This is a genomic window from Phreatobacter aquiterrae (assembly GCF_053471285.1).
On the sequence record NZ_JBJPHW010000011.1, the window covers coordinates 148,138 to 169,661 of the forward strand.

The window sequence follows — 21,524 nt, forward strand, 5'->3', positions numbered from 1 at the left end:
GGGAGGACGGACCATGCGCCTAGCGATCGCCACGGACGCCTGGGCGCCGCAGGTGAACGGTGTCGTCCGGTCGCTGCAGGAGACGGCGAGGGCTCTCGGCGGGCAGGGCATCGCCGTCGATTTCGTCACGCCCGAGGGCCTGGCGAGCTGGCCGCTGCCGACCTACCCCGACATCCGCCTCGCCATCGGCGCCGGGCCGGCGGTCGCGGCCCGGCTGGAGGTACTGCGGCCCGAGGCCCTTCACATCGCCACCGAAGGCCCGATCGGCCATGCGGCGCGGCGCTGGGCGCTGTCGCGCGGCCTTCCCTTCACCACCAGCTACCATACCCGCTACCCCGAATATGTGCGCGCCCGGGCCCCCATCCCGGAGGCGCTGACCTACGCCTGGCTGCGCCACTTCCACGCTCCAGCCGCCCGCACCATGGTGCCGACGGAGACGATGCGGAGCGAACTCGCCAGCTGGGGCTTCGCCAACCTCTCGGTATGGACGCGCGGCGTCGATACCGCACTGTTCCGGCCGCGCGAGGGGCTCGTGGCGGAGTGGCCCCGGCCGCTCATGCTCAGCGTCGGCCGGCTGGCGGTCGAGAAGAACGTCGAGGCCTTCCTCGCCTGCGACCTGCCGGGCACCAAGGTCGTCGTCGGCGACGGACCGCAGCGCGCCGACCTGGAACGCCGGTTTCCCGAAGCGGTCTTCCTCGGCGTCAGGACCGGCGAGGCGCTGGCCGGAGTCTATGCCTCCGCCGACGTCTTTGTCTTCACCAGCCGCACCGATACCTATGGCAACGTGATGCAGGAGGCCATGGCTTGCGGCGTGCCGGTGGCGGCCTTTCCGGTGCCCGGCCCGCTCGACGTCATCACCGATCCGGCCGTCGGCGTTCTCGACGAGGATCTGCCCTCCGCGATCCGCAAGGCCCTCCTGCTCGACCGCCGCGCATGCCGGGCGCTGGCGGAAACCCGTACCTGGGAGGCGGCCGCGCGCCAGTTCGCCGCCGCGCTGGCGCCATTTCCTGCTGCCGCAAGGGCAGCCTGAATGCGGGTCTGATCCGTTCGTGGCCACGCCGTTAGAGGGCCGTTAACCGGGCCTTAAGCGGCGGCAACCACCCTCTCCCGAATCGAGACATCCGCATTCGGGAGTGCATGCCGTGACCACCATCCTCATCTGCGACGACGATCCGGTTCAGCGCCGTCTGGTGGAGGCCATGGTGCGCAAGTTCGGCTACGAGCCGCGCCTGTGCGAGAATGGTGAGCAGGCCCTGCAGATCCTGTCGTCCGACGGCGATTCAATCGATCTCGTCCTCCTCGACCTCGTTATGCCCGAGCGCGACGGCATGGGCGTGCTCGCCGCCATGCGCGAGGAGGGCATCGTCAAGCCGGTCATCGTCCAGACCAGCCAGGGCGGGATCGACACCGTCGTCAACGCCATGCGCGCGGGCGCGAGCGATTTCGTCGTCAAGCCGGTCGGCGGCGAGCGACTCGCCGTATCGATCAAGAACGCCCTGAAGACCGAGGCGCTGGTCGCCGAGGTCCAGCGCCTGAAGCGCAAGGCCGAGGGTACCTTGACCTTCAAGGACATCGTCACCCGCTCGCCCCGGATGCAGCCGCTCCTGAAGATGGCCGAGAAGGCCGCCGGCTCGATGATTCCAGTAATGATCGAGGGCGAGAGCGGCGTCGGCAAGGAGCTGCTGGCGCGCGCCATCGCCGGCTCGGGCGAACGGCGCGCCAAGCCCTTCGTGGCGGTGAACTGCGGCGCCATCCCGCAGAACCTCGTGGAGAGCATCCTCTTCGGCCACGAGAAGGGGGCCTTCACCGGCGCGACCGACAAGCATACCGGCAAGTTCGTCGAGGCCCATGGCGGCACGCTGTTCCTCGACGAGGTGGGCGAACTGCCGCTGGAGACGCAGGTGAAGCTCCTGCGCGCCATCCAGGAGGGCGAGGTCGATCCCGTCGGCGCGAAGCGCGCGGTGAAGGTCGACAACCGAATCATCTCGGCCACCAACCGCGATCTGATCAAGGCGGTGAAGGAGGGGCGCTTCCGCGAGGACCTCTATTATCGCCTCTGCGTCTTCCCGATGACCCTGCCGCCGCTGCGCGAGCGCGCCGAGGACATTCCCGATCTCGTCCGGCATTTTCTCGCGCGCATCGCGGCGGAGGAGGGCAAGCGCATCCGCGGCGTACAGCCGGCCGTGTTCGGCCTGCTCGGCGCCTATCCCTGGCCCGGCAACGTCCGGCAGTTGGAGAATGCCGTCTTCCGCGCCGTCGTCCTGTGCGACGGCGACGAACTGTCGGTCGCCGACTTCCCGCAGATCGCCGCGCAGGTTGACGGCTACGAGGTCGTCGTTCCCCTGGCGCCCGCTCCCGTCATGGCCTCGCCGGCGACCCAGCCGGCCATGCTGCACCAGTCCGCGATGATCTTACCCGGCGCATCCATCGCGCTGGTCGACGAGGCGGGACATGTCCGGCCGATGGAGCAGATCGAAACCGACGCGCTGAAATTCGCCATCGAGCACTATCGCGGGCAAATGTCGCAGGTGGCGCGCCGGCTCGGCATTGGCCGTTCGACCCTGTACCGCAAACTCAAGGATCTGGGGCTTGAGGAGCCGGTTGACGTGCCGGAGGAGGTGTGACCGCGACGCATCGCCAGCCCTGCTTTCGGCGCCGCTCAAGCCTTCGTGGCTTGATCGGGGACGCTGTGCATGATCGAAAAATGTCACGTTGGACACGCTGCGTTCCGGGACGGGAATCGCACGAGGGGTCGGGGGGAATGAAGATGCGCCTGCGGTCGGCTCTCCTAGCTTGCGCCCTGATCGGGGCAGGCGGACTGGTGATCCCGCAGGCGGGCGCATCGGAGACATCCGGCCTTGCAGGATGGGAGGTCGATCTCGCCATCCCGAAGCCGCCGCTCGACCGGGTCGGCCCGCTGGCGCCGCAGGACTTCGGCCTCGCAGCCTTTCCGGCCTCGCCCATCCTCGCCGAAGCGCCCAATGCCGATGACGAGGCGCCTGAGACGGTCCAGGCTCCCGCCATTCCGCAGCCGACCGAAGCCGACTTCGCCGCGATTCCCGACGATCCGCCGAGCCTCGTCGAGGACGGCCAGCCCGATCCGGCCATCACGTTCGAGCGCGTGGCGCAGCAGTTGCGCATCCTTCTCGCCAGGCCCGGCGGCGACCGGTCGCTGCAGCAGCAGTTCAATCCCTTCTATGCGGGCCGTGGCTACGCGCCGCTCTTCGTCAGTGACGGTGTCATCGGTGCGCGCGGACAGGCCGCGCTGAGCCGTCTCGGCCAGGCGGGCGAGGATGGGCTCGATCCCACGACCTACCGCATCACGCTGCCAGCGGGCCCCCGCACGGCGGAAAGTGTCGCCCGGCTCGAGCTCGCCCTTGCCAGAGCCGTCGCGCTCTATGCCTCGCACGCTTCGGGCGGGCGAACGGACCCGAAGCGCCTGTCGGGATATTTCGACGTCGCCCCGCCGCGAGTCGATGCGACCGCCGCGCTCGAGACGCTCGCGCGGGCGGAGAACGTCGCCGCCGCCATCGAAGGCTTCAATCCTCCCCATGCCGGTTTCCGGCAGTTGCGCGCCAAGCTCGTCGAGATGCGGGGCGAGCGGCGCGAGATGACCACCACCGAGGCGACACGCCGCCATGCGCTCAGGGAGCGCGATCTCATCGCCAATCTCGAGCGCTGGCGCTGGCTGCCGCGCCAACTCGGTGACACCCATGTCTGGGTCAACTCGCCCGACTACCACGTCAATGTCGTGCGCTCCGGCAACGTCATCCACCGCACGCGCGCCGTCATGGGCCGGGCCGAGACGCAGACGCCCGTCTTCTCCGACGCGATGAGCTTCATTGTCCTCAACCCGTCGTGGCATGTGCCGCTGTCGATCGTCCGGCGGTCCATGCTGGGGGCGGCCAGCCGCAACGGCGGCTATTTCGCCCGACGCGGCATCCAGGTGATGCAGGGCGGCCGGGTCGTGGATGCCTCCACGATCAACTGGGCGGCCGCCAATGTCGGGCGCTACTCGTTCCGCCAACCGCCGGGTTCGGCCAATGCGCTGGGACGGATGAAGTTCATGTTCCCCAACCGGCACTCTGTCTATCTGCACGACACGCCGTCGCGCAGCTATTTCGCCCAGTCCAACCGCGCGCTGTCGAATGGCTGCGTGCGTGTCCAGAATCCGGAGGAACTGGCCGAGCTGCTCCTGGGAATCGCCCTGCCGGGCGAGAACTGGACGGCCTCGCGCATGCGCAGCCTCTATGGCGCGGGGGAGCGGTCGGTCCGCTTCCGCCAGGCAATCCCGATCCATCTCGTCTATTTCACGATGACGGTGGATTCGGACGGGTCGCTGGTTGAACTGCCCGACATCTATGGCCACAATGCCCGGGTTCGCGCAGCTCTGACCGGCATCGGCGGTTAGACTTGCGTTAACCTCGACCACCATCGCGCAACCGGTTGCGGCATGATTTCGCCATGATTGCTGCCTACCGGTCACGCATCCGTGAGCGGGTCATGGTTGTCGATCCGTTGACGGGACTCAGGGTTCTTTAACTGATCCTGACGATGATACGTTCACCATGAGCCGGCTCTCGTCGGCGACGAACCATCCTTCGTTCGACAAAAGAGCCTCGCCATAGTGTCCTCAGCCCACCGCACAGTGCCTGGCCAGGTTTCGCGCATCGCCCTGCGCACCACCGCCACCGTCGCTCTCGGATTCGGCTTTCTCATCGCGATCAGCAATGGCACGCAGACCGTCGTCGCGAACGGCGATACCCGCACCCTGTCGATGCTGCACAAGCACACCGGCGAGCAGGTCCTCATCACCTTCAAGCGCAACGGCCGCTACGACCAGGACGCGCTGAACAAGCTCAACTGGTTCCTGCGCGACTGGCGTCGCGACGAGCCGACGCGGATGGATCCGCACCTCTTCGACGTCGTCTGGGAAGTGTACCGCTCGGTCGGCGCGCAGTCGCAGATCCACGTCGTCTCCGCCTTCCGTTCGGCGGGCACCAATGCCATGCTGCGCCGCCGCTCCCGCGCCGTCGCCCAGCAGTCGCGCCACATCACCGGCCAGGCGATGGATTTCTACATCCCCGGAGCCTCGATGACGCGGGTCCGCGAGGCCGGCATGATGCTGCAGCGCGGCGGCGTCGGCTTTTATCCGGGCTCGGCCAACCAGTTCGTCCACATGGATACCGGTTCGGTCCGGCACTGGCCCAAGGTTTCGCGCGACTATCTCGCCCGCCTCTTCCCGGATGGCCGCACCGTCCATATCCCGGCTGACGGTCGGCCGCTGGCCGGGTTCGACACGGCGCTCACCATGGTGCGCTCACGCGGCGGAACCGCGTCGCGCTTCTATGATTCCCGCGCCGACGAAGGGGCAACCTTCGAGGACGACAGCGACCGCGGTGGGGTGATCCGTCAGCGGAGCAGTTCCATGGGTCTCTTCGCCGGCCTGCTCGGTGGTGGTCAGCGCCAGCCGGCGCGTGCAGCCGCACCGCAGCCGGCTCCGGCAGCCCCTGTGGTTGCTGCCCGCGCACCGGAGCCTGCGGCAACTCCGGCTCCGGCAGTGGCCGGCCAGCCTGTTCCGACCTCGATCAACGCCCAGACGCCTGGCCGCCCGGTGCAGATCGTCACCAACAATCCGCCGCGCATGCTCATCGCGTCTGCGCCGCTCCCGGTGCGCGCTCCGCCGGCCGCAACCCGTCTTCGTGGCAACGAGGATGAGGACGCGGTTGAACGGCTGATGGCCGCGCCGTTGCCCCCCGCCCGTCCGACCGTTCCGGGCGAGGCGCCGACAGCTGTCGCCTCCGCCGGCCCGGCCGAAGGACAGCGCCCGGCGGACACTGCCCGGCCGACCGTCCTCGCTGATGCCGGTCCCACGGTCATCGCACAGGCGCCGATGCCGCCGGCGCGCCCCCAGGTTCTCGGTGGATCGACGCCGGCCCCGGCAGTACCGCCCCTGATCGCCACCGGCGACCAGCGGGGACGCCCGGCCGAGGCCGCACCCGCCATCGCGCTTGCCTTCGCCTCTCCGTCGCAGCCCGTCACCCTTCCGGGCGCCACGTCGCTCCAGGGTCCGCAGCCGCGCCCTGCGCAGGCGTTGCGCTCCGGTCCTTCGCCGCAACAGGCGGCGCAGGCCCCGCGTCCCGCGACCCGCGCCGCCCGTCCGGCCGGCGCACCGATGGTTGCGCCGAATGCGGGAGCGACGCGCACTGCCGCCGCTCGGCCGGCAGCGGAGCGCCCGGTTGCCGTCGTACTGCAGGCGCCGAACCCGCACGAGCAGCGGCTGATCCAGCAGCCCGTTCAGGTGGTGGCGATGAGCTTCTCGGCGACGCCGCCTGATCTGGCGGCGGCGCAGCAGTTCTCCGGGCAGGCCGTCGCCTCGCTGCGCACGATCGAGTTCAGCGCGCCACCCGCCCGCCAGCGCGGCGCCTGGCTGTCGCGTTGAGCTGAACGGCCCGCGGCGCGCGCCTGACCTGCGCCGCCGGCCATGGCGAACCACCCTGCATTCATCGCATCGTCCCCGCCCGGTCTCGCTGAAGGCTGGTGATCTTCCTCGATTCCGGTCCGGCCAAGCCCGCTCCGGTCATGCCGGGACACGATGGACCTGACCCGTTTCATTCCCGCCGCCCTGGCGATCCTGTGGGGCCTCAACTGGCCTGCCGTGAAGATCGCGCTGTCGGAGGTTCCGCCCTTCGCTTTGCGCATGACCGGCCTCGGCGCCGGCGCCCTGTTGCTGCTGGCCTTTGCGGCCATGCGCGGGCGCTCGCTCGCGATCAGCCGGCCCTCGTGGGTGCCGCTGGCCATTGCCGGCATCTTCAATATCGCGGCCTTCAACCTCGCCACGGTCTTCGCGCAGCTCAACACGACGACGTCGCGGGCGGCGATCCTCACCTTTACGACGCCGCTCTGGGCAATCCTGCTGGCCTATCTCTTTCTCGGCGAACGTCCGGACCGCGCCAAATGGATGGCGCTCGCCATCGGCATGACCGGCATCGGTATCCTTGCCCTGCCGCTGGCGACCGGCGGCCTCTCGCCGCTCGGCCTCCTGTTTCCGATGATCGCCGCGGTGAGCTGGGCGGCCGGCAGCGTCTATCAGAAGTCGCATCCGATGGACGGCGACCGGATGGTGATGACGGGCTATCAGCTGCTGCTGGCGTCCGCGGTGGCCGCGGTCGGCTATGTGGCGAGCGGGGAGGTCATGCCGACGTCGCTGTCGACAGAGGCGTGGATCGCCATCGTCTTCCACGTGATCGGCGCCACGGCGCTTGCCTATGTTCTGTGGTTCACGCTGCTGGCCCGGGTGTCTGTCGCCGCGGCGTCGCTGACGACGCTCGCGATTCCGGTGGTGGGCGTGATCGGCGCCATGACCATCGTCGGCGAGCGCCCGGCGGTTCTCGACTATGTCGGTTTCGCCGCCGTCCTCGCGGCCGCCGGCGTCACCCTGTTCACCGCGCGTCCCGCGCCGTCCTGAAGGCGCCGCGGGACCGGATTCCTCACGCCATGCCGAGCGCCTGCAGGTAGAGTTCGAGGATCGCTTCCTGCTCCATGCGCTCGTCACGATCCTGTTTCCGGAGCGAGACGATCTTGCGAAGCACCTTGGTGTCGAAGCCGTTGGCCTTGGCCTCGCCGTAGACGTCCTTGATGTCGTCCGACAGCGCCTTCTTCTCCTCCTCGAGGCGCTCGATGCGCTCGATGATGGACTTCAGCTGATCGGCTGCGACGCTCTGGGTATCGACCATGTGAGGCTCCAAGGGGCGGGGCGGAGGAAGCCGCACTGGTTCGCGAATTCGGGCGGCGGGGTCAAGCGGCGCGGCGCTTGTCCACAGGGGCCGTGACCCCTATGCATCGGCGGGCGAACCCATGCCATGACAACCCGCCCTCCCGCACCTCCCTCCCAGGCCGCCGCCTTTCTCGCCCTTCTCGCCGGTGCGACGGCGCTCGGGGTCTCGCCGGTCTTCGTCCGGCTGGCCGATGTCGGCCCCTTCGCCTCGGCCTTCTGGCGGGCGCTCTTGGCGCTGCCGGTGCTCTATGTCTGGATGCGGTTCGAGGATCGCGGCCGGACGCAGCGACCCGGCCTCGCCTTGCCGGGGATTCTCGCCGGCGTCTTCTTCGCCGGCGACCTGTTCTTCTGGCACCTGTCGATCCTCAACACGTCCATCGCCAACTCGACCTTCCTGGCGACGACGGCCCCCGTCTGGGTTATCCTGGTCGCCTGGCTGTGGTTCCGCGACACCATTTCCCTGTGGACGCTCGCCGGCCTTGCCCTGTGCATCGCCGGGGGCGCCGCTCTGGTCGGCGACAGTCTGCAGGTGGATCGCACGCGCCTCCTCGGCGACGCCTACGGAGCCGCGACGGGCGTCTTCTTCGGGCTCTATTTTCACGCCATCCGGATCGGTCGCTTGACCCACGGGGCGGCGCGGCTGACCCTGCAATCGACGGCCGTGACCGCTGCGGTGCTGTTCAGCGTCGCCCTGCTTCTGGAACCCCGCATCCTGCCACAGAGCCTTCAGGGCTGGCTCGCGGTCATCGCGCTCGGCATGCTGACGCACGCGGCAGGTCAGGGGCTCCTGTCGGTGGCGCTTGGCACGCTGCCGACGGTGTTTTCCTCCCTCGTCATCTTCCTCGAAGCCGTGATCGCGGCGCTTTTCGCCTGGATCGCGCTCGGCGAGGCCCTGAGCCTGACGCAGGTCGCGGGCGGGGCGGCGATCATGCTGGGCATCTGGGTGGCGCGCCCGCGCCGGCCGGTTGCGGAGTTGCCGGGATGAGGCACAGGGGCCAGGACAGGATGCCGATGCGCCAGGCCCTCGCCGCCGTTGTCGCCGCTCTTGCCCTGATGGCCTTGGCCGAACGCCCCGCTGAGGCCAGCGAGCCTGCAACCGTCGAGACGCTGGAACAGGCGCTGTGCCGGATGATCGAGACGAGCGCGCGACGCCATGATCTGCCGGTCCATTTCTTCACCCGTCTCATCTGGGCGGAGAGCCGCTTCCGTATCCGCGCGGTCAGCCGGGCCGGGGCCCAGGGCGTGGCGCAGTTCATGCCCGGTACGGCGCAGGAACGCGGGCTTGCCGATCCCTTCGATCCGGAACAGGCGATCGCAGCTTCATCTGCCCTGCTCGCCGACCTGCGCCGGCAGTTCGGCAATCTCGGGCTGGCCGCTGCCGCCTACAATGGCGGCCCGGGTCGCGTACAGGCGTTTCTCGCCGGGCGCGGCGGACTTCCGCTGGAGACGCAGAACTATGTCTTCCAGATCACCAGCCGCACGGCCGAGGACTGGGCTTCGGATCGCGACAAGCCGGCGCCGCCGGGCCTGATGCGCGACCAGCCGCCCCACGCCTGCCTGATGGTGACGGCCCTGCTGCGCCGGCCTGGCGAACTGCTGGCGAATGTCGAGGGTCCCTTCGCGCCCTGGGGGGTGCAGCTTTCGGGCAATTTCTCGCGCGCCGTCGCGCTTGCAAGCTACGCCCGGGCACGGCGCGGTCTTGCAGGCATCCTCGGAGACGTGCAGCCCCTCATCCTGGGATCTCGCCTCAGGAGCCGGGGCAGGGCCATCTTCTACCGGATCCGCGTACCTGCCGGTTCTCGCCGTGCGGCGGGCGAGCTCTGCGACCGAATCCGCAATGCCGGTGGCGCCTGCATCGTGCTGCGGAACTGACCCTATCCCGTCGGCCGGCCTCGCCTGCAGCTCAAAGGCTGCCGCCGCCCTTCGTTGACAGCCCTGCGCACATCAAGGAAAAGCCAAAGAGCTGGATGACAAAGTGCTGATGAATCGCTACTTCCCCCGCGGACTATCCGTTGCGCTCGGCCTGATCGCGGGCCTCGTCTGGCTGTCCTCGACCACGCCCGCCAGCGCCGATCTGCGGCTCTGCAACACCACGGCAAGCCGCGTGGGCGTCGCGATTGGCTACAAGGACGGCGATGGATGGACCACCGAGGGCTGGTGGAACGTGTCGGCCCGCTCCTGCGAGACGATCCTCAGGGGCCCTCTGGTGGCGCGCTACTACTACCTCTACGCCGTCGACTACGATCAGGGCGGTGAGTGGTCCGGCCGCGCCTTCATGTGCTCCCGCGACAGGGAGTTCACGATCCGCGGCATCGAGCAGTGTCTGGCGCGCGGCTATGACCGCCTCGGCTTCTTCGAGGTCGATACCCAGGACCAGCGACAGTGGACCGTTCAGCTCACCGACGAGGGCCAGCGCCCGGCCCAACCCGCCCCGCCGATGGCGGCGCCCGTGCCTCCGCCAGGGCCGCAGCGGCGCCCCGATCCGACGCCCGCATCCTCCGGACAGCGGAGTACCCCGCTGCCCACGGCACCGGCCGGTAGTGGTGGCGGGGCAGGGGGCGTTCAGGGGGGCGTGCCCGCCTTCACGGCCCCGCGGTGATGCGGCGAAATTAGCCACCCGGGTGCGTTGCAAGACATTGTCCCATGCGCTACCCCAATCAGACAGATCGGTCTGGCTTTCAGGAGTTGAACCATGGCGTCCGAACCGCGTGTCGACGGGACCGCACCGATGGACTACGCCGAGCACGAGCGCACCTATGCGTTCTTCGTCGGGCTGGCCAAGTGGGGCACCATCTCCCTCGTCGTCCTCATGATCCTGATGGCGATCTTCCTGCTCTGACGGGTGATGCGCACCCGCTATCGGGGGGCAGCGGGCGCGACCTGACACGACCAAGACGCCCCTCGGAGCGGCCCGGCACAAGGGCGGACCGGAGGAGCATTCTATGCGGATCGCGATTCCCAGGGAGACGGAGGCGGGCGAACCGCGCGTCGCCGGCACGCCTGACACGGTGAAGCGCCTGTCGGCGCTGGGAGGCGATCTGGTCGTCGAACCCGGCGCGGGCCTCGCCTCCGGCATTCTCGATGCCGACTTCGAGGCGGCGGGAGCCACCGTCACCGCCGATGCGGTCAAGGGCGCCGATGTGGTGCTCAAGGTGCGCCGACCGAGCGTGGCCGAACTGGCGTCCTACAAGCCGGGTGCCGTGGTGCTGGCCACCATGGACCCCTATGGCAACGAGGCTGCCCTCGCCGAGATGGCGAAGGCCGGCGTCTCCGCCTTCGCCATGGAGCTGATGCCGCGCATCACGCGCGCCCAGGTCATGGACGTGCTCTCCAGCCAGGCGAACCTTGCAGGCTATCGCGCGGTGATCGATGCCGCCGGCGATTTCGGCCGCGCGCTGCCGATGATGATGACCGCGGCCGGCACGGTTCCCGCCGCCAGAATCTTCGTCATGGGCGCCGGCGTCGCCGGCCTGCAGGCCATCGCCACGGCGCGGCGCCTCGGCGCGGTCGTGACCGCCACCGACGTGCGCCCCGCCGCCAAGGAGCAGGTCGAGAGCCTCGGCGCCAAGTTCGTCGCCGTGATGGACGACGAGTTCAAGCAGGCGGAGACGGCGGCGGGTTACGCCAAGCCGATGTCGGCCGAGTACCAGGCCAAGCAGGCGGCCCTTGTCGCCGAGCACATCGCCAAGCAGGATATCGTCATCACTACCGCGCTGATCCCCGGGCGCGCTGCGCCGCGCCTCGTCACGGCGGCGATGGTGGCCTCGATGAAGCCCGGCTCTGTGCTGATCGACCTTGCCGTCGAGCGCGGCGGCAACGTGGAAGGGGCGAAGATCGGCGAGACAGTCGTCACCGCCAACGGCGCGAAGATCGTCGGCCACGCCAACGTGCCGGGTCGCCTCGCCGCCACGTCCTCCTCGCTCTACGCCAAGAACCTCTTCGCCTTCCTCGAGATCATGATCGACAAGGCAACGAAGGCCCTTGTCGTGCCGTGGGACGACGAACTTGTGAAGGCGACGCTGCTGACCCGGGACGGCGCCGTCGTCCATCCGAGCTTCCAGAACGCTCCGCCACCCCCCGCCGCTGACCCGGCGACGGACGATGCAGCCGCCGCCAAGCCGAAGGCTGCGCCGAAGAAGTCCACCAAGGCCTGATCCAAGGGGAACCGAATGACGACGCTCACGCCAGATCAGGCTCTCGAACGGGCCCGCGCCGCCGCCGAGGCGGCCCGCATCGCCGCTGAACAGGCGCGGCTCGCCGCTGAACAGGCCACTGCCGTCGCCGACCAGATCGGCACGGTGGCGGGCGCCGCGGCCCATGCGGCCTCCGGCGGGGCCATCGACCCGACCGTCTTCCGCCTCACGATCTTCGCGCTCGCCGTCTTCGTCGGCTACTACGTGGTCTGGTCGGTGACGCCCGCCCTGCATACGCCGCTGATGTCGGTGACCAACGCCATCTCCTCGGTCATCGTGGTGGGGGCGCTTCTCGCGGTCAGCGTCCAGGTGATGGACTCGGGCACGGTTTTCGCCCGCATCTTCGGCTTCATCGCGCTCGTCCTCGCGGCGATCAACATCTTCGGCGGCTTCCTCGTCACACAGCGCATGCTTGCGATGTACAAGGCGAAGGACAAGCCCGCGACGAGCAAGGGCTGAACCGATGTCGGCGAACCTCGCAGCCCTCCTCTATCTGGTCTCCGGCATCCTCTTCATCCTCAGCCTTCGCGGGCTGTCGAGCCCGTCGTCGTCGCGGCAGGGCAACCTGTTCGGCATGGTCGGCATGACCATCGCCATCCTGACGACGCTGGCCTATGCGCGGCCCGCCGGCATCGGCGCCTGGATCCTCGTCCTCGCCGGCCTCGGCATCGGCGGCGGGATCGGTGCGGTCGTCGCCCGCCGGGTGCCGATGACCTCCATGCCGCAGCTCGTTGCGGCCTTCCACTCCGGCGTCGGCCTCGCCGCCGTCTTCGTCGCGGCCGCCGCGCTCTACGCGCCGACGGCCTTCGACATCGGCGCGCGCGGCACGATCAAGGGCCTCTCCCTGTTCGAGATGGGCCTCGGCGCCGCGATCGGCGCCATCACCTTCACCGGCTCCGTCATCGCCTTCCTGAAGCTCGACGGGCGGATGAGCGGCAAGCCGATCCTGCTGCCGCAACGCCATCTCCTCAATATCGGCATCGCCGCCGCCATCCTCGTGCTGATGATCGTCTTCATGCGCACGGAGAGCACGCTCGCCTTCTGGCTGATCGTGATCCTCTCCTTCGTCGTCGGCGTGACGCTGATCATCCCGATCGGCGGCGCCGACATGCCGGTCGTCGTGTCGATGCTCAACTCCTATTCGGGCTGGGCGGCGGCGGGCATCGGCTTCACGCTCGGCAACACGGCGCTGATCATCACCGGTGCGCTGGTCGGCTCGTCTGGCGCGATCCTGTCCTACATCATGTGCAAGGCGATGAACCGCTCGTTCATCTCCGTGATCCTCGGCGGCTTCGGCGGCGAGGATGCGGCGGCGGGCGGCTCGGGTGAGGCGAGGCCCTACAAGGCCGGGTCGGCGGAGGACGCCGCCTACATCATGAAGAACGCCCAGAAGGTTATCATCGTGCCCGGCTACGGCATGGCGGTGGCGCAGGCCCAGCATGCCCTGCGCGAGATGGCCGACCTCCTCAAGAAGGAGGGCGTCGAGGTGAAATACGCCATCCATCCGGTCGCCGGCCGCATGCCCGGCCACATGAACGTGCTACTGGCCGAAGCCAACGTGCCCTATGACGAGGTCTTCGAGCTCGAGGATATCAACTCGGAGTTCGCGCAGGCCGACGTCGCCTTCGTCATCGGTGCAAACGACGTGACCAACCCGGCCGCCAAGACCGACAAGACCTCGCCGATCTACGGCATGCCGGTTCTCGACGTCGAGAAGGCGGCCAACATCCTGTTCGTCAAGCGCGGCATGGGCGGCGTCGGCTATGCCGGCATCGACAACGACGTGTTCTATCGCGACAACACGATGATGCTGCTCGCCGATGCCAAGAAGATGGTCGAGAACATCGTCAAGGCGCTGGGGCATTGATCGGGAGCGCCGACGGCTTTGCGGGTTGCAACGCGGTTCAGGACGGATGAATTTGCCGCTGCGATAGCAACTTACTATGTTGATGGCGCAGCCGTAATCGCCAGTGGGCTGGCCGCGAGCCTGCTTGAGCTGATCCGCGGAGAATTCATCGACGGCACTCGCCCCGGGCAGCGAAGCTTCGCGCTACCTGATGCTCTCAACGACCTGCTGACGTCCGACGGCCCGGTCGGCAATATTGCCTTATTGTTGATGGGGCAGCCTTGCCTGCCGGTTCGGGTGCTGAAGTTTGACAAGAACGCCAGCTCGAACTGGGCCGTGCCGTGGCACCAGGACAGGACAATTGCCGTCGCGGAGCGGGCGGAACTGCCCGGCTTCGAGGTGTGGAGTCGCAAAGGCGGAATCGATCATGTGGAACCGCCCGAGGATTTCCTGCGGGACATGGTTGCCCTGAGGCTCCATCTGGATGACTGCGCAATAGACAATGGTCCGCTAGAGATTGCAGCGGGGTCGTGGACTTCGGGGCGCATTCCGTCCGGCGCCGTGGCAGATGCTGTCAGGCAACATGAGATCATCATCTGCACTGCCGATGCGGGGGAGATCGTCGCGATGCGCGGACTGACGCTCCATGCCAGCCAGCCCGCGCGGAAGGTCGGGCATCGAAGGGTCCTGCACGTCGATTACGCCAGGCGTCCGCTGCCTGCTCCGTTGCGCTTCGCCATGGCGTGACGCAACGGCTCGGTTGAGCGCCGGCCGCATCGTGATCTAGGATCGGAGCGGGGCTTTCAGGCCCCGCTTCTTTTTTGGAGACACCATGCTGTTCATGGTCATCGAGCGTTTCGCGGGCTGCGATCCGGTGCCGGTCTATCGGTGGGTCCGCGACAAAGGACGTTCGCTGCCCGAAGGGCTCACCTATGTCGGCAGCTGGATCGAGCCGAATTTCGACCGCTGCTTCCAGCTGATGGCGTGCGACGACCTTCGCCTCCTGCAGGAATGGGTGCTCACGTGGCGCGGCTCGGGCGTCACCTTCGAGATCGTCCCTGTCGTGCCGAGCGATCAGACGCGCGCGGTGGTCGCTCCCTATCTCGACGGACCGGCGCCATGAGCGCGACGGTCCGCGCCTACGCGCCCGGCGACCGCGCCGCTGTCGTCGGCCTCGTCCACCAGCTCAACCTGTTCGAGGACGCCATCTCCGCCGATCGCGCGCGCGACGTGAAGGCGGCCGAGGCCTGCCTCGATTCCGACCTGGCGCGCATCGCCCGCGACGGCGGCGCCATCATGGTGGCGGTCGATGGCCGCGATGTCGTCGGCATGATGTGCTTCGTGCTGGAACAGCCGCAGCCCTATCTGAGGGCGGAGATCGCGCAGGTCGGCTGGGTGTCGGAACTCGTCATCGACGAGCGCTACCGGGGGCAGGGGATCGGCACGGCGCTATTGGCGGAGGCGGAACGGCTGGCGCGCTCGTTCGGCGTCAAGCGACTGATGATCGGCGCCATCGTCGGCAACCACATCGCGCGCAAGGCCTATGAGCGCTTCGGCTTCCGCCCGGCGGTGATGGAGCTGTCGAAGGACCTTGACTGACAGGCGTCAGTTGAACAGCCGGTAGCTCTGGCCGGCGCGGCCGCCGAGGCGGGCGAAGCCCTCGCGGGCGCCGGGGTGGTTTTCCTCCAGGCTGATCGCCTTGGTGTAGGAGCCGAGCGCGCGCTCGTTGTCGCCGGTGCGCTCCAGCGCCTGTCCGCGCGCGACCCACAGGCCGGGGTTGCGCTGATCGAACTGCACGGCTTCGTTGAAATCGTCGAGGGCGAGCTTGTTCTCGCCGATGGCGAGGTAGCTGAGGCCGCGGCCGTAGTAGGGCTCGGCATTGTTCGGGGCGAGGCCGAGGGCCGAGGTGAAGTCCTCGACCGCCTGGCGGTGGTTGCCCTGCGCCGCCCAGACCAGGGCGCGGTTGTGATAGGCCTGCGCGTTCGAGCCGTTGATCTGGATGGCGCGGTTGTAGTCGGCGAGTGCCTCGGTGTGCCGGTTCTGAATCCGGTGGACATTGCCACGGCCGATATAGGCGGCGGCATAGTTCGGATCAGCGGCGATCGCCCGGTTGTAGTCGGCGAGAGCCAGGTCGGCCCGGCCGCTCTGGCGGTGGACGAGGGCGCGGTTCGACAGCGCTTGGACATAGTTCGGATCGATCTGGATGGCGCGGGAGAAGTCCGCCAGCGCCTCGGCGCGCCGCCCCGTGCGGGCGAGAACCGTGCCGCGCATGTTGAAGGCCTGGGGGTCGTTCGGATTGCGCTGCACGACCTCGGTGAGAGAGGCGAGGTTTGCGGTCGAGCCGATATAGCTCGACTCCACGTCGTCACCGCCCGTCGCCGAACCGCCTGACGTCACACCGCCCGTCGAACTGCAGCCGGCAAGCGCCAGCGCTGTGGCGAGCAGGATCAGTGGCCGTGTCAGGCAGATCGTCGCGTGGGCCGAACGTGTCATGTCCCATCGTCCTGTCATCGGCCTGAAGCGCCATTGCGGCCCGGTCGGGCCATCCTGAAACGACTCGACCCGCGATGATGGTTCGTCGCGGGCCTGTCAAAAATACGGCAGAAGCCAGGAAACGTCGGTCAGCGCGCGCCGGCCGTACGCTCCTTCACCGGCTTGGCGGGGATGAGGCCCTCGCGCTGGGCCTTCTTGCGGGCGAGTTTGCGGGCGCGGCGCACGGCCTCGGCCCTCTCGCGAGCCTTCTTCTCCGAGGGCTTCTCGAAGTGGCCGCGCAGCTTCATCTCGCGGAAGATGCCTTCGCGCTGCATCTTCTTCTTGAGAGCTTTCAGAGCCTGGTCAACGTTGTTGTCGCGAACGAGAACCTGCACGCGGATGATCCTTCAAGCCATCTGGATTCGAGGTCGAGCAGAGCCCCACGGGAAATCCGTGCCGGAAGGCCATGCCCAAAGACGTGAGGCGCTTAGCAGGGACGGGTGTTTTTGTCCATGGCCTTGTTGGCTTTGTGACGAATTTTGAAGTCCTCGTTTGCGTCACGACGCCGTCGCGGTTATATCGAAGGCGATTTCCCGATCCATTGATCGATACGAGGCGGTGGCCTCGGCCCGGACCCGCACGGTCTGGGAACGGGAGCCCTCACGCTTCCGCCCCGGTTTCCACCGGATCGATCACCGCGCACGAGGCACGTCATGACCCAGCTTCTGATGCCCAAGGCGACCGCCGTCTGGCTCGTCGACAACACCGCCCTGTCCTTCGAGCAGATCGCGGCCTTCTGTACGCTGCATCCCCTCGAGGTGAAGGCCATCGCCGACGGCGAGGCCGCCCAGGGCATCAAGGGCGCCGATCCGGTGATTACCGGCCAGCTTACCCGCGAGGAGATCACCAAGGCCGAGAAGGATCCTGCCTACCGGCTGAAGCTCGCCCCGCCCAAGGTGAAGCTGCCCGAGGTGAAGTCGAAGAAGGGTCCGCGCTACACGCCGGTGTCGCGCCGCCAGGATCGGCCCAACGCCATCCTCTGGCTGGTGCGCAATCATCCCGAGGTGAAGGATGCGGCGATCATGCGCCTCGTCGGCACCACCAAGCCGACCATCGCCGCGATTCGCGACCGCACCCACTGGAACTCGCAGACCCTTTCGCCGATGGACCCGGTGACGCTCGGCCTGTGCTCGCAGATCGATCTCGACCTCGAGGTCAACCGCGCCGCCAAGGAGCGGGGCCCGGTCGACACCACGCCCGAGCAGACGCTGCTGCCCGCCGACCAGACCACGTCGGCTCCCGCCAGGTTCGATCCCTTCGAGCGTCCCGACGCGCCGCGGCGCGAGGAGCGCTACGATGCCGAGAAGGTCTTCGCCAATCTGAAGTCGATCCGCGGCGACGACGAGTAGTCTGCACGGCTGTCCGCAGCCGGCATCCCTTTTCCCGGCGTCGCTGACGTTGTAACCGGGTGCGCCCGTCCTTCGACAGGCGCACCCGATTCGTTTCCGGAGACCGATCATGGCCGATGCAGCCCGTAGCCCGATCTCGCTCGAAGGGCTCGATCTGGCCGCGCTCGTGGCGAGCCGCGTCTGCCACGACGTGATCTCGCCGGTCGGGGCCATCGTCAACGGCCTGGAACTGATGGAAGACGGGGCCGACGCAGCCACGACGGAACTCGCCCTCGATCTCATCCGCAAGAGCGCGCGGACGGCCTCGGCCCGTCTGCAGTTCTGCCGCATCGCCTTCGGCGCGGCCGGCTCGGCGGGATCGGCGATCGACACGCGCGACGCCCAGCAGGTGGCGACGAACTTCCTCAACGACGACCGCACGAAGGTCGACTGGCACATTCCTCCGGCCTTCCTTCCGAAGAACCGGGTCAAGCTGCTGCTCAACCTGCTGATGCTGGCGGCCGGCGCCATTCCGCGCGGCGGAACGATCAAGGTGGAGATGACCGGCGAGGGCGACACTGCCGGCTTTGCCATCGACGTGACGGGCCTCAACGCACGCGTTCCGCCCCATGCGGTCGAGCTTCTCGCAGGCATCCCGTCGAACGAGCAGGGCACCATCGACGCCCATGCGATCCAGCCTTACTACGCCGGCCTCCTGGCGCGGGCCGCCGGTATGTCGGTGCGGATCGAGAAGATCGACGACAGGGTGGAGATCGCCGCGGCGTGACGTTACGTAAGATTTGAAGCAACCGAATTTATTCATTCCACGTCAATTGCTTATCCGGACCGCCTATCGCACTGGACGGGCTGTTCGCTTCAACAAGATTTAACCCTTTTCCCGGACACTTCGGAACATGAGGTAGGCCGCGATCTGGCCTGCCGTGTTCCTACAGGCCGGGCTGGGCGACAATGGATGACTTGCTGCGCGAATTCCTGACCGAGACCAACGAGAGCCTCGACGTGGTCGACGTCGAACTCGTCAGGTTCGAACAGGACCCCAACAACGCTGCTATCCTCGGCAACATCTTCCGCCTCGTCCACACCATCAAGGGCACCTGCGGGTTCCTCGGCCTTCCCCGCCTCGAAGCGCTGGCCCACGCCGCCGAGACGCTGATGGGCAAGTACCGCGACGGTGCTCCGGTCACCGGTGAGGGCGTGACCCTCATCCTGTTCACCATCGATCGCCTGAAGGAGATCCTCGCCGATCTCGAGAACGCCGGCGCCGAGCCCGAAGGCGACGACGGCGATCTCATCTCCCAGCTCGAAGCCATGTCCATCGCCGCCGACGCGGCGCGTGCCGCAGGCGCCGCCGCCGCCAAGGCGCCGGAAGCTCCCGCCGCGGCCGGAGCCGTCGTCGACCAGAGCCTCGACCGCCCGCTGCGTCCGGGCGAGGTGTCCCTCGACGAACTCGAGCGCGCCTTCCGCGAGACGGAGGCCGAGGTTGCGGTCGCGCCGCTGCCGGAAGTGGCCGCCCCGCCTGTCGCGCCGGTCGAGGCTGCCCCGGCCAAGGCCGATGTCAAGAAGCCCGCCCAGCGGGCTGCCAAGCCGGCCACGGCGGCCGGCGAGGAGGACGGCGAGGGTGGCGTGAAGGGTCAGCAGACCCTGCGCGTCAACGTCGACACGCTCGAACAGCTGATGACCATGGTCTCGGAACTGGTGCTGACCCGCAACCAGCTCCTCGAGATCGTCCGCCGTCACGAGGATTCCGAATTCAAGGTGCCGCTGCAGCGGCTGTCCAATGTCACTGCGGAGCTGCAGGACGGCGTCATGAAGACGCGCATGCAGCCGATCGGCAATGCCTGGCAGAAGCTACCGCGCATCGTCCGCGACCTCGCCAACGAACTGGGCAAGCAGATCGAGCTGGAGATGCACGGCGCCGAGACCGAACTCGACCGCCAGGTGCTCGACCTGATCAAGGACCCGCTGACCCACATGGTCCGCAACTCGGCCGACCACGGCCTCGAGTCGCCCGAGCAGCGCCGCCTCTCCGGCAAGCCCGAGAAGGGCACCGTGCGCCTGTCCGCCTATCACGAGGGCGGCCACATCGTCATCTCCATCTCCGACGACGGCCGCGGGCTCAACACCGACCGCATCCGCAAGAAGATCGTCGAGCAGGGCCTGGCCAGCGAGGCCGAGCTCGAGAAGATGACGGAAGCGCAGATCCACAAGTTCATCTTCGCGCCGGGCTTTTCCACGGCGGCTGCCGTCACATCGGTCTCCGGCCGCGGCGTCGGCATGGACGTGGTGCGCACCAACATCGACCAGATCGGCGGCACCATCGACCTCAAGTCCGTCCAGGGCGAGGGGACCACCGTCACCATCAAGATCCCGCTGACGTTGGCGATCGTCTCGGCCCTCATCGTCGAGAGCGCCAGCGACCGCTTTGCGATCCCGCAGCTCTCGGTGATCGAACTCGTCCGCGCCCAGCAGAACTCCGAGCACCGGATAGAGCGCATCAAGGACACCCCCGTCCTGCGCCTGCGCAACAAGCTGCTGCCGCTGGTTCACCTGCGCCAGCTCCTCGGCATCGCCGACGGCGAGCCGCTGGACGAGACCAATGGCTTCATCGTGGTCACCCAGGTCGGCAGCCAGACCTTCGGCATCGTCGTGGATCAGGTCTTCCACACCGAGGAAATCGTCGTGAAGCCGATGTCCTCCAAGCTGCGCCACATCACCATGTTCTCGGGCACCACGATCCTCGGCGACGGCTCGGTGATCATGATCATCGATCCGAACGGCATCGCCTCGGCGATCGGTACCGACGTCTCCGCAGAGGCGAGCGAGAAGGAAGCCGACTCCCGTCGCGGCCAGGAGCGCCAGCTCACCTCGATGCTGGTGTTCCGCGCCGGCTCGCGCGAGCAGAAGGCGGTCCCGCTCTCCCTCGTCACCCGCCTCGAAGAGGTGGCCGTGGACAAGATCGAGCAGGCCCATGGCCGCCATCTGGTCCAGTACCGCGGCGCCCTCATGCCGCTCGTCCCGGTCTCGGGCGTGATGCAACTTCGCTCGGAAGGCAGCCAGCCGCTGCTCGTCTTCTCCGACTCCGGTCGCTCCATGGGCCTCGTGGTCGACGAGATCGTCGACATCGTCGAGGACGCGCTGAACATCGAGGTGGCGGCGGACGTGCCGGGTCTTCTCGGCTCCGCGGTCATCAAGGGCCAGGCGACCGAGATCCTCGACATCGGCCACTATCTGCCGCTGGCCTTCGACGACTGGTTCAAGCGCAAGGAGATGCGCGTCGAGGCGCTGACCCGCAAACTGCTCTTCGTCGACGACTCGCCCTTCTTCCGCAACATGCTGACCCCGGTCCTCAAGGCCGCCGGCTATGACGTCGTCACGGCGTCCGCCGGATCGGAGGCCCTCGACATCCTGAAGACCAGCGACCGCTTCGACGTCGTCGTCTCCGACATCGAGATGCCCGAGATGAACGGCTTCGAGTTCGCCGAGGCCATGCGCGCCGACAAGCGCTTCGCCACCACCCCGGTCATCGCCCTGTCGTCGCTCACCAATCCGGCGGCCATCGAGCGCGCCCGGGTCGCGGGCTTCCACGACTACGTGGCCAAGTTCGACCGTCAGGGCCTGATCGCGGCCCTGAAGGAAACCTCCAACGAATTCGCCCAGGCGGCGTAAGTCCCTTGCGTGAGGATCACTCCATGCAGCAGACTGTCAAATCGCTTCCAATCGCCACCCCTATTTCGCGTCCAAAGCAGGCCCCCATTGAGGGCGCAGATGCGAGCGGCCGCCCCGGCGTAGCTGGCCAGGGTTTCGCAGCCGGGGCGGCCGCGTTTCCA

20 protein-coding genes and 1 pseudogene are annotated in these 21,524 nt (G+C 68.0%); 18 read left to right on the forward strand and 3 right to left on the reverse strand.

All coding sequences use genetic code 11. The features are described from left to right. Positions 1-13 precede the first annotated feature (13 nt). The 5 genes from ACJ4V0_RS17075 to ACJ4V0_RS17095 all read left to right on the forward strand — a co-directional run bounded on the left by ACJ4V0_RS17075 (position 14) and on the right by ACJ4V0_RS17095 (position 7,468). Entirely contained in the window at positions 14-1,030 is a 1,017-nt protein-coding gene (locus tag ACJ4V0_RS17075; protein ID WP_448300799.1) for a glycosyltransferase family 4 protein, read from the forward strand. 169 nt (positions 1,031-1,199) lie between these two features. After that, the gene (locus ACJ4V0_RS17080; RefSeq protein WP_448300824.1) at positions 1,200-2,624 is read left to right on the forward strand and encodes a sigma-54-dependent transcriptional regulator; all 1,425 of its coding nucleotides are present in this window, start codon (positions 1,200-1,202) and stop codon (positions 2,622-2,624) included. A 137-nt stretch (positions 2,625-2,761) separates the two neighbouring features. Beyond that, positions 2,762-4,411 (forward strand): L,D-transpeptidase family protein, encoded by a 1,650-nt coding sequence (locus ACJ4V0_RS17085; protein ID WP_448300800.1) that lies wholly within the window; start codon positions 2,762-2,764, stop codon positions 4,409-4,411. A gap of 216 nt (positions 4,412-4,627) precedes the next feature. Next, positions 4,628-6,442, forward strand: a complete 1,815-nt coding sequence (locus tag ACJ4V0_RS17090) for a peptidoglycan L,D-endopeptidase MepK (RefSeq protein WP_448300801.1) — start codon at positions 4,628-4,630, stop codon at positions 6,440-6,442. Positions 6,443-6,595: 153 nt separating this feature from the next. Continuing rightward, entirely contained in the window at positions 6,596-7,468 is an 873-nt protein-coding gene (locus ACJ4V0_RS17095) for a DMT family transporter (RefSeq protein ID WP_448300802.1), read from the forward strand. Positions 7,469-7,490: 22 nt separating this feature from the next. On the opposite strand, the gene ACJ4V0_RS17100 is transcribed toward ACJ4V0_RS17095, so the two are convergent. Further along, positions 7,491-7,736, reverse strand: a complete 246-nt coding sequence (locus tag ACJ4V0_RS17100) for a DUF2312 domain-containing protein (protein WP_448300803.1) — start codon at positions 7,734-7,736, stop codon at positions 7,491-7,493. A 126-nt stretch (positions 7,737-7,862) separates the two neighbouring features. Here ACJ4V0_RS17100 and ACJ4V0_RS17105 point away from each other — a divergent pair, with 126 nt between their 5' ends. The 10 genes and pseudogenes from ACJ4V0_RS17105 (at position 7,863) to ACJ4V0_RS17150 (ending at position 15,415) form a co-directional block, all read left to right on the forward strand. Beyond that, the gene (locus ACJ4V0_RS17105; RefSeq protein WP_448300804.1) at positions 7,863-8,762 is read left to right on the forward strand and encodes a DMT family transporter; all 900 of its coding nucleotides are present in this window, start codon (positions 7,863-7,865) and stop codon (positions 8,760-8,762) included. Positions 8,763-8,788: 26 nt separating this feature from the next. After that, entirely contained in the window at positions 8,789-9,649 is an 861-nt protein-coding gene (locus ACJ4V0_RS17110) for a lytic transglycosylase domain-containing protein (RefSeq protein WP_448300805.1), read from the forward strand. 109 nt (positions 9,650-9,758) lie between these two features. Next, positions 9,759-10,376, forward strand: coding sequence for a DUF1036 domain-containing protein (locus ACJ4V0_RS17115; protein WP_448300806.1), 618 nt, complete (start codon positions 9,759-9,761; stop codon positions 10,374-10,376). Positions 10,377-10,469: 93 nt separating this feature from the next. Beyond that, positions 10,470-10,601: pseudogene (locus ACJ4V0_RS17120) on the forward strand (aa3-type cytochrome c oxidase subunit IV); the annotation flags it as partial. 118 nt (positions 10,602-10,719) lie between these two features. Further along, a complete protein-coding gene (locus tag ACJ4V0_RS17125; protein ID WP_448300807.1) occupies positions 10,720-11,931 on the forward strand; it encodes a Re/Si-specific NAD(P)(+) transhydrogenase subunit alpha in 1,212 nt (403 codons plus the stop codon). 15 nt (positions 11,932-11,946) lie between these two features. Beyond that, the gene (locus tag ACJ4V0_RS17130) at positions 11,947-12,429 is read left to right on the forward strand and encodes a proton-translocating transhydrogenase family protein (RefSeq protein WP_448300808.1); all 483 of its coding nucleotides are present in this window, start codon (positions 11,947-11,949) and stop codon (positions 12,427-12,429) included. Positions 12,430-12,433: 4 nt separating this feature from the next. Then, complete coding sequence (locus ACJ4V0_RS17135; protein WP_448300809.1) at positions 12,434-13,837, forward strand: NAD(P)(+) transhydrogenase (Re/Si-specific) subunit beta; 1,404 nt, start codon at positions 12,434-12,436, stop codon at positions 13,835-13,837. Positions 13,838-13,855: 18 nt separating this feature from the next. Further along, positions 13,856-14,563 carry a phytanoyl-CoA dioxygenase family protein gene (locus ACJ4V0_RS17140; protein ID WP_448300810.1) on the forward strand — a complete coding sequence of 236 codons (708 nt, stop codon included), beginning with the start codon at positions 13,856-13,858 and terminating at the stop codon, positions 14,561-14,563. Between the two features lie 85 nt (positions 14,564-14,648). Then, positions 14,649-14,939, forward strand: a complete 291-nt coding sequence (locus ACJ4V0_RS17145; RefSeq protein WP_448300811.1) for a DUF3303 domain-containing protein — start codon at positions 14,649-14,651, stop codon at positions 14,937-14,939. Continuing rightward, a complete protein-coding gene (locus ACJ4V0_RS17150; protein WP_448300812.1) occupies positions 14,936-15,415 on the forward strand; it encodes a GNAT family N-acetyltransferase in 480 nt (159 codons plus the stop codon). The genes ACJ4V0_RS17145 and ACJ4V0_RS17150 overlap by 4 nt, the downstream gene beginning before the upstream one ends. A 6-nt stretch (positions 15,416-15,421) precedes the next feature. Here ACJ4V0_RS17150 and ACJ4V0_RS17155 read toward each other — a convergent pair whose 3' ends face one another. Together ACJ4V0_RS17155 and rpsU are read right to left on the reverse strand one after the other, a co-directional pair. After that, the gene (locus tag ACJ4V0_RS17155; RefSeq protein ID WP_448300813.1) at positions 15,422-16,309 is read right to left on the reverse strand and encodes a tetratricopeptide repeat protein; all 888 of its coding nucleotides are present in this window, start codon (positions 16,307-16,309) and stop codon (positions 15,422-15,424) included. A gap of 128 nt (positions 16,310-16,437) precedes the next feature. Beyond that, entirely contained in the window at positions 16,438-16,683 is a 246-nt protein-coding gene (gene rpsU, locus ACJ4V0_RS17160; protein ID WP_448300814.1) for a 30S ribosomal protein S21, read from the reverse strand. Positions 16,684-17,001: 318 nt separating this feature from the next. Here rpsU and ACJ4V0_RS17165 point away from each other — a divergent pair, with 318 nt between their 5' ends. The 3 genes from ACJ4V0_RS17165 to ACJ4V0_RS17175 all read left to right on the forward strand — a co-directional run bounded on the left by ACJ4V0_RS17165 (position 17,002) and on the right by ACJ4V0_RS17175 (position 21,363). After that, complete coding sequence (locus ACJ4V0_RS17165; protein ID WP_448300815.1) at positions 17,002-17,697, forward strand: DUF1013 domain-containing protein; 696 nt, start codon at positions 17,002-17,004, stop codon at positions 17,695-17,697. Between the two features lie 109 nt (positions 17,698-17,806). Continuing rightward, positions 17,807-18,463, forward strand: a complete 657-nt coding sequence (chpT, locus tag ACJ4V0_RS17170; protein WP_448300816.1) for a histidine phosphotransferase ChpT — start codon at positions 17,807-17,809, stop codon at positions 18,461-18,463. 182 nt (positions 18,464-18,645) lie between these two features. Beyond that, complete coding sequence (locus ACJ4V0_RS17175; protein ID WP_448300817.1) at positions 18,646-21,363, forward strand: hybrid sensor histidine kinase/response regulator; 2,718 nt, start codon at positions 18,646-18,648, stop codon at positions 21,361-21,363. The last annotated feature ends 161 nt before the right edge of the window (positions 21,364-21,524 follow it).

Bases quoted from the DNA above. Each gene is read 5' to 3' on its own strand.
- ACJ4V0_RS17075 (WP_448300799.1), top strand. From the start codon at position 14: ATGCGCCTAGCGATCGCCACGGACGCCTGGGCGCCGCAGGTGAACGGT.
- ACJ4V0_RS17080 (WP_448300824.1), top strand. From the start codon at position 1,200: ATGGTGCGCAAGTTCGGCTACGAGCCGCGCCTGTGCGAGAATGGTGAG.
- ACJ4V0_RS17085 (WP_448300800.1), top strand. From the start codon at position 2,762: ATGAAGATGCGCCTGCGGTCGGCTCTCCTAGCTTGCGCCCTGATCGGG.
- ACJ4V0_RS17095 (WP_448300802.1), top strand. From the start codon at position 6,596: ATGGACCTGACCCGTTTCATTCCCGCCGCCCTGGCGATCCTGTGGGGC.
- ACJ4V0_RS17100 (WP_448300803.1), bottom strand. From the start codon at position 7,736: ATGGTCGATACCCAGAGCGTCGCAGCCGATCAGCTGAAGTCCATCATC.
- ACJ4V0_RS17105 (WP_448300804.1), top strand. From the start codon at position 7,863: ATGACAACCCGCCCTCCCGCACCTCCCTCCCAGGCCGCCGCCTTTCTC.
- ACJ4V0_RS17110 (WP_448300805.1), top strand. From the start codon at position 8,789: ATGCGCCAGGCCCTCGCCGCCGTTGTCGCCGCTCTTGCCCTGATGGCC.
- ACJ4V0_RS17115 (WP_448300806.1), top strand. From the start codon at position 9,759: ATGAATCGCTACTTCCCCCGCGGACTATCCGTTGCGCTCGGCCTGATC.
- ACJ4V0_RS17125 (WP_448300807.1), top strand. From the start codon at position 10,720: ATGCGGATCGCGATTCCCAGGGAGACGGAGGCGGGCGAACCGCGCGTC.
- ACJ4V0_RS17130 (WP_448300808.1), top strand. From the start codon at position 11,947: ATGACGACGCTCACGCCAGATCAGGCTCTCGAACGGGCCCGCGCCGCC.
- ACJ4V0_RS17135 (WP_448300809.1), top strand. From the start codon at position 12,434: ATGTCGGCGAACCTCGCAGCCCTCCTCTATCTGGTCTCCGGCATCCTC.
- ACJ4V0_RS17145 (WP_448300811.1), top strand. From the start codon at position 14,649: ATGCTGTTCATGGTCATCGAGCGTTTCGCGGGCTGCGATCCGGTGCCG.
- ACJ4V0_RS17150 (WP_448300812.1), top strand. From the start codon at position 14,936: ATGAGCGCGACGGTCCGCGCCTACGCGCCCGGCGACCGCGCCGCTGTC.
- ACJ4V0_RS17155 (WP_448300813.1), bottom strand. From the start codon at position 16,309: ATGACACGTTCGGCCCACGCGACGATCTGCCTGACACGGCCACTGATC.
- ACJ4V0_RS17165 (WP_448300815.1), top strand. From the start codon at position 17,002: ATGACCCAGCTTCTGATGCCCAAGGCGACCGCCGTCTGGCTCGTCGAC.
- chpT (WP_448300816.1), top strand. From the start codon at position 17,807: ATGGCCGATGCAGCCCGTAGCCCGATCTCGCTCGAAGGGCTCGATCTG.
- ACJ4V0_RS17175 (WP_448300817.1), top strand. From the start codon at position 18,646: ATGGATGACTTGCTGCGCGAATTCCTGACCGAGACCAACGAGAGCCTC.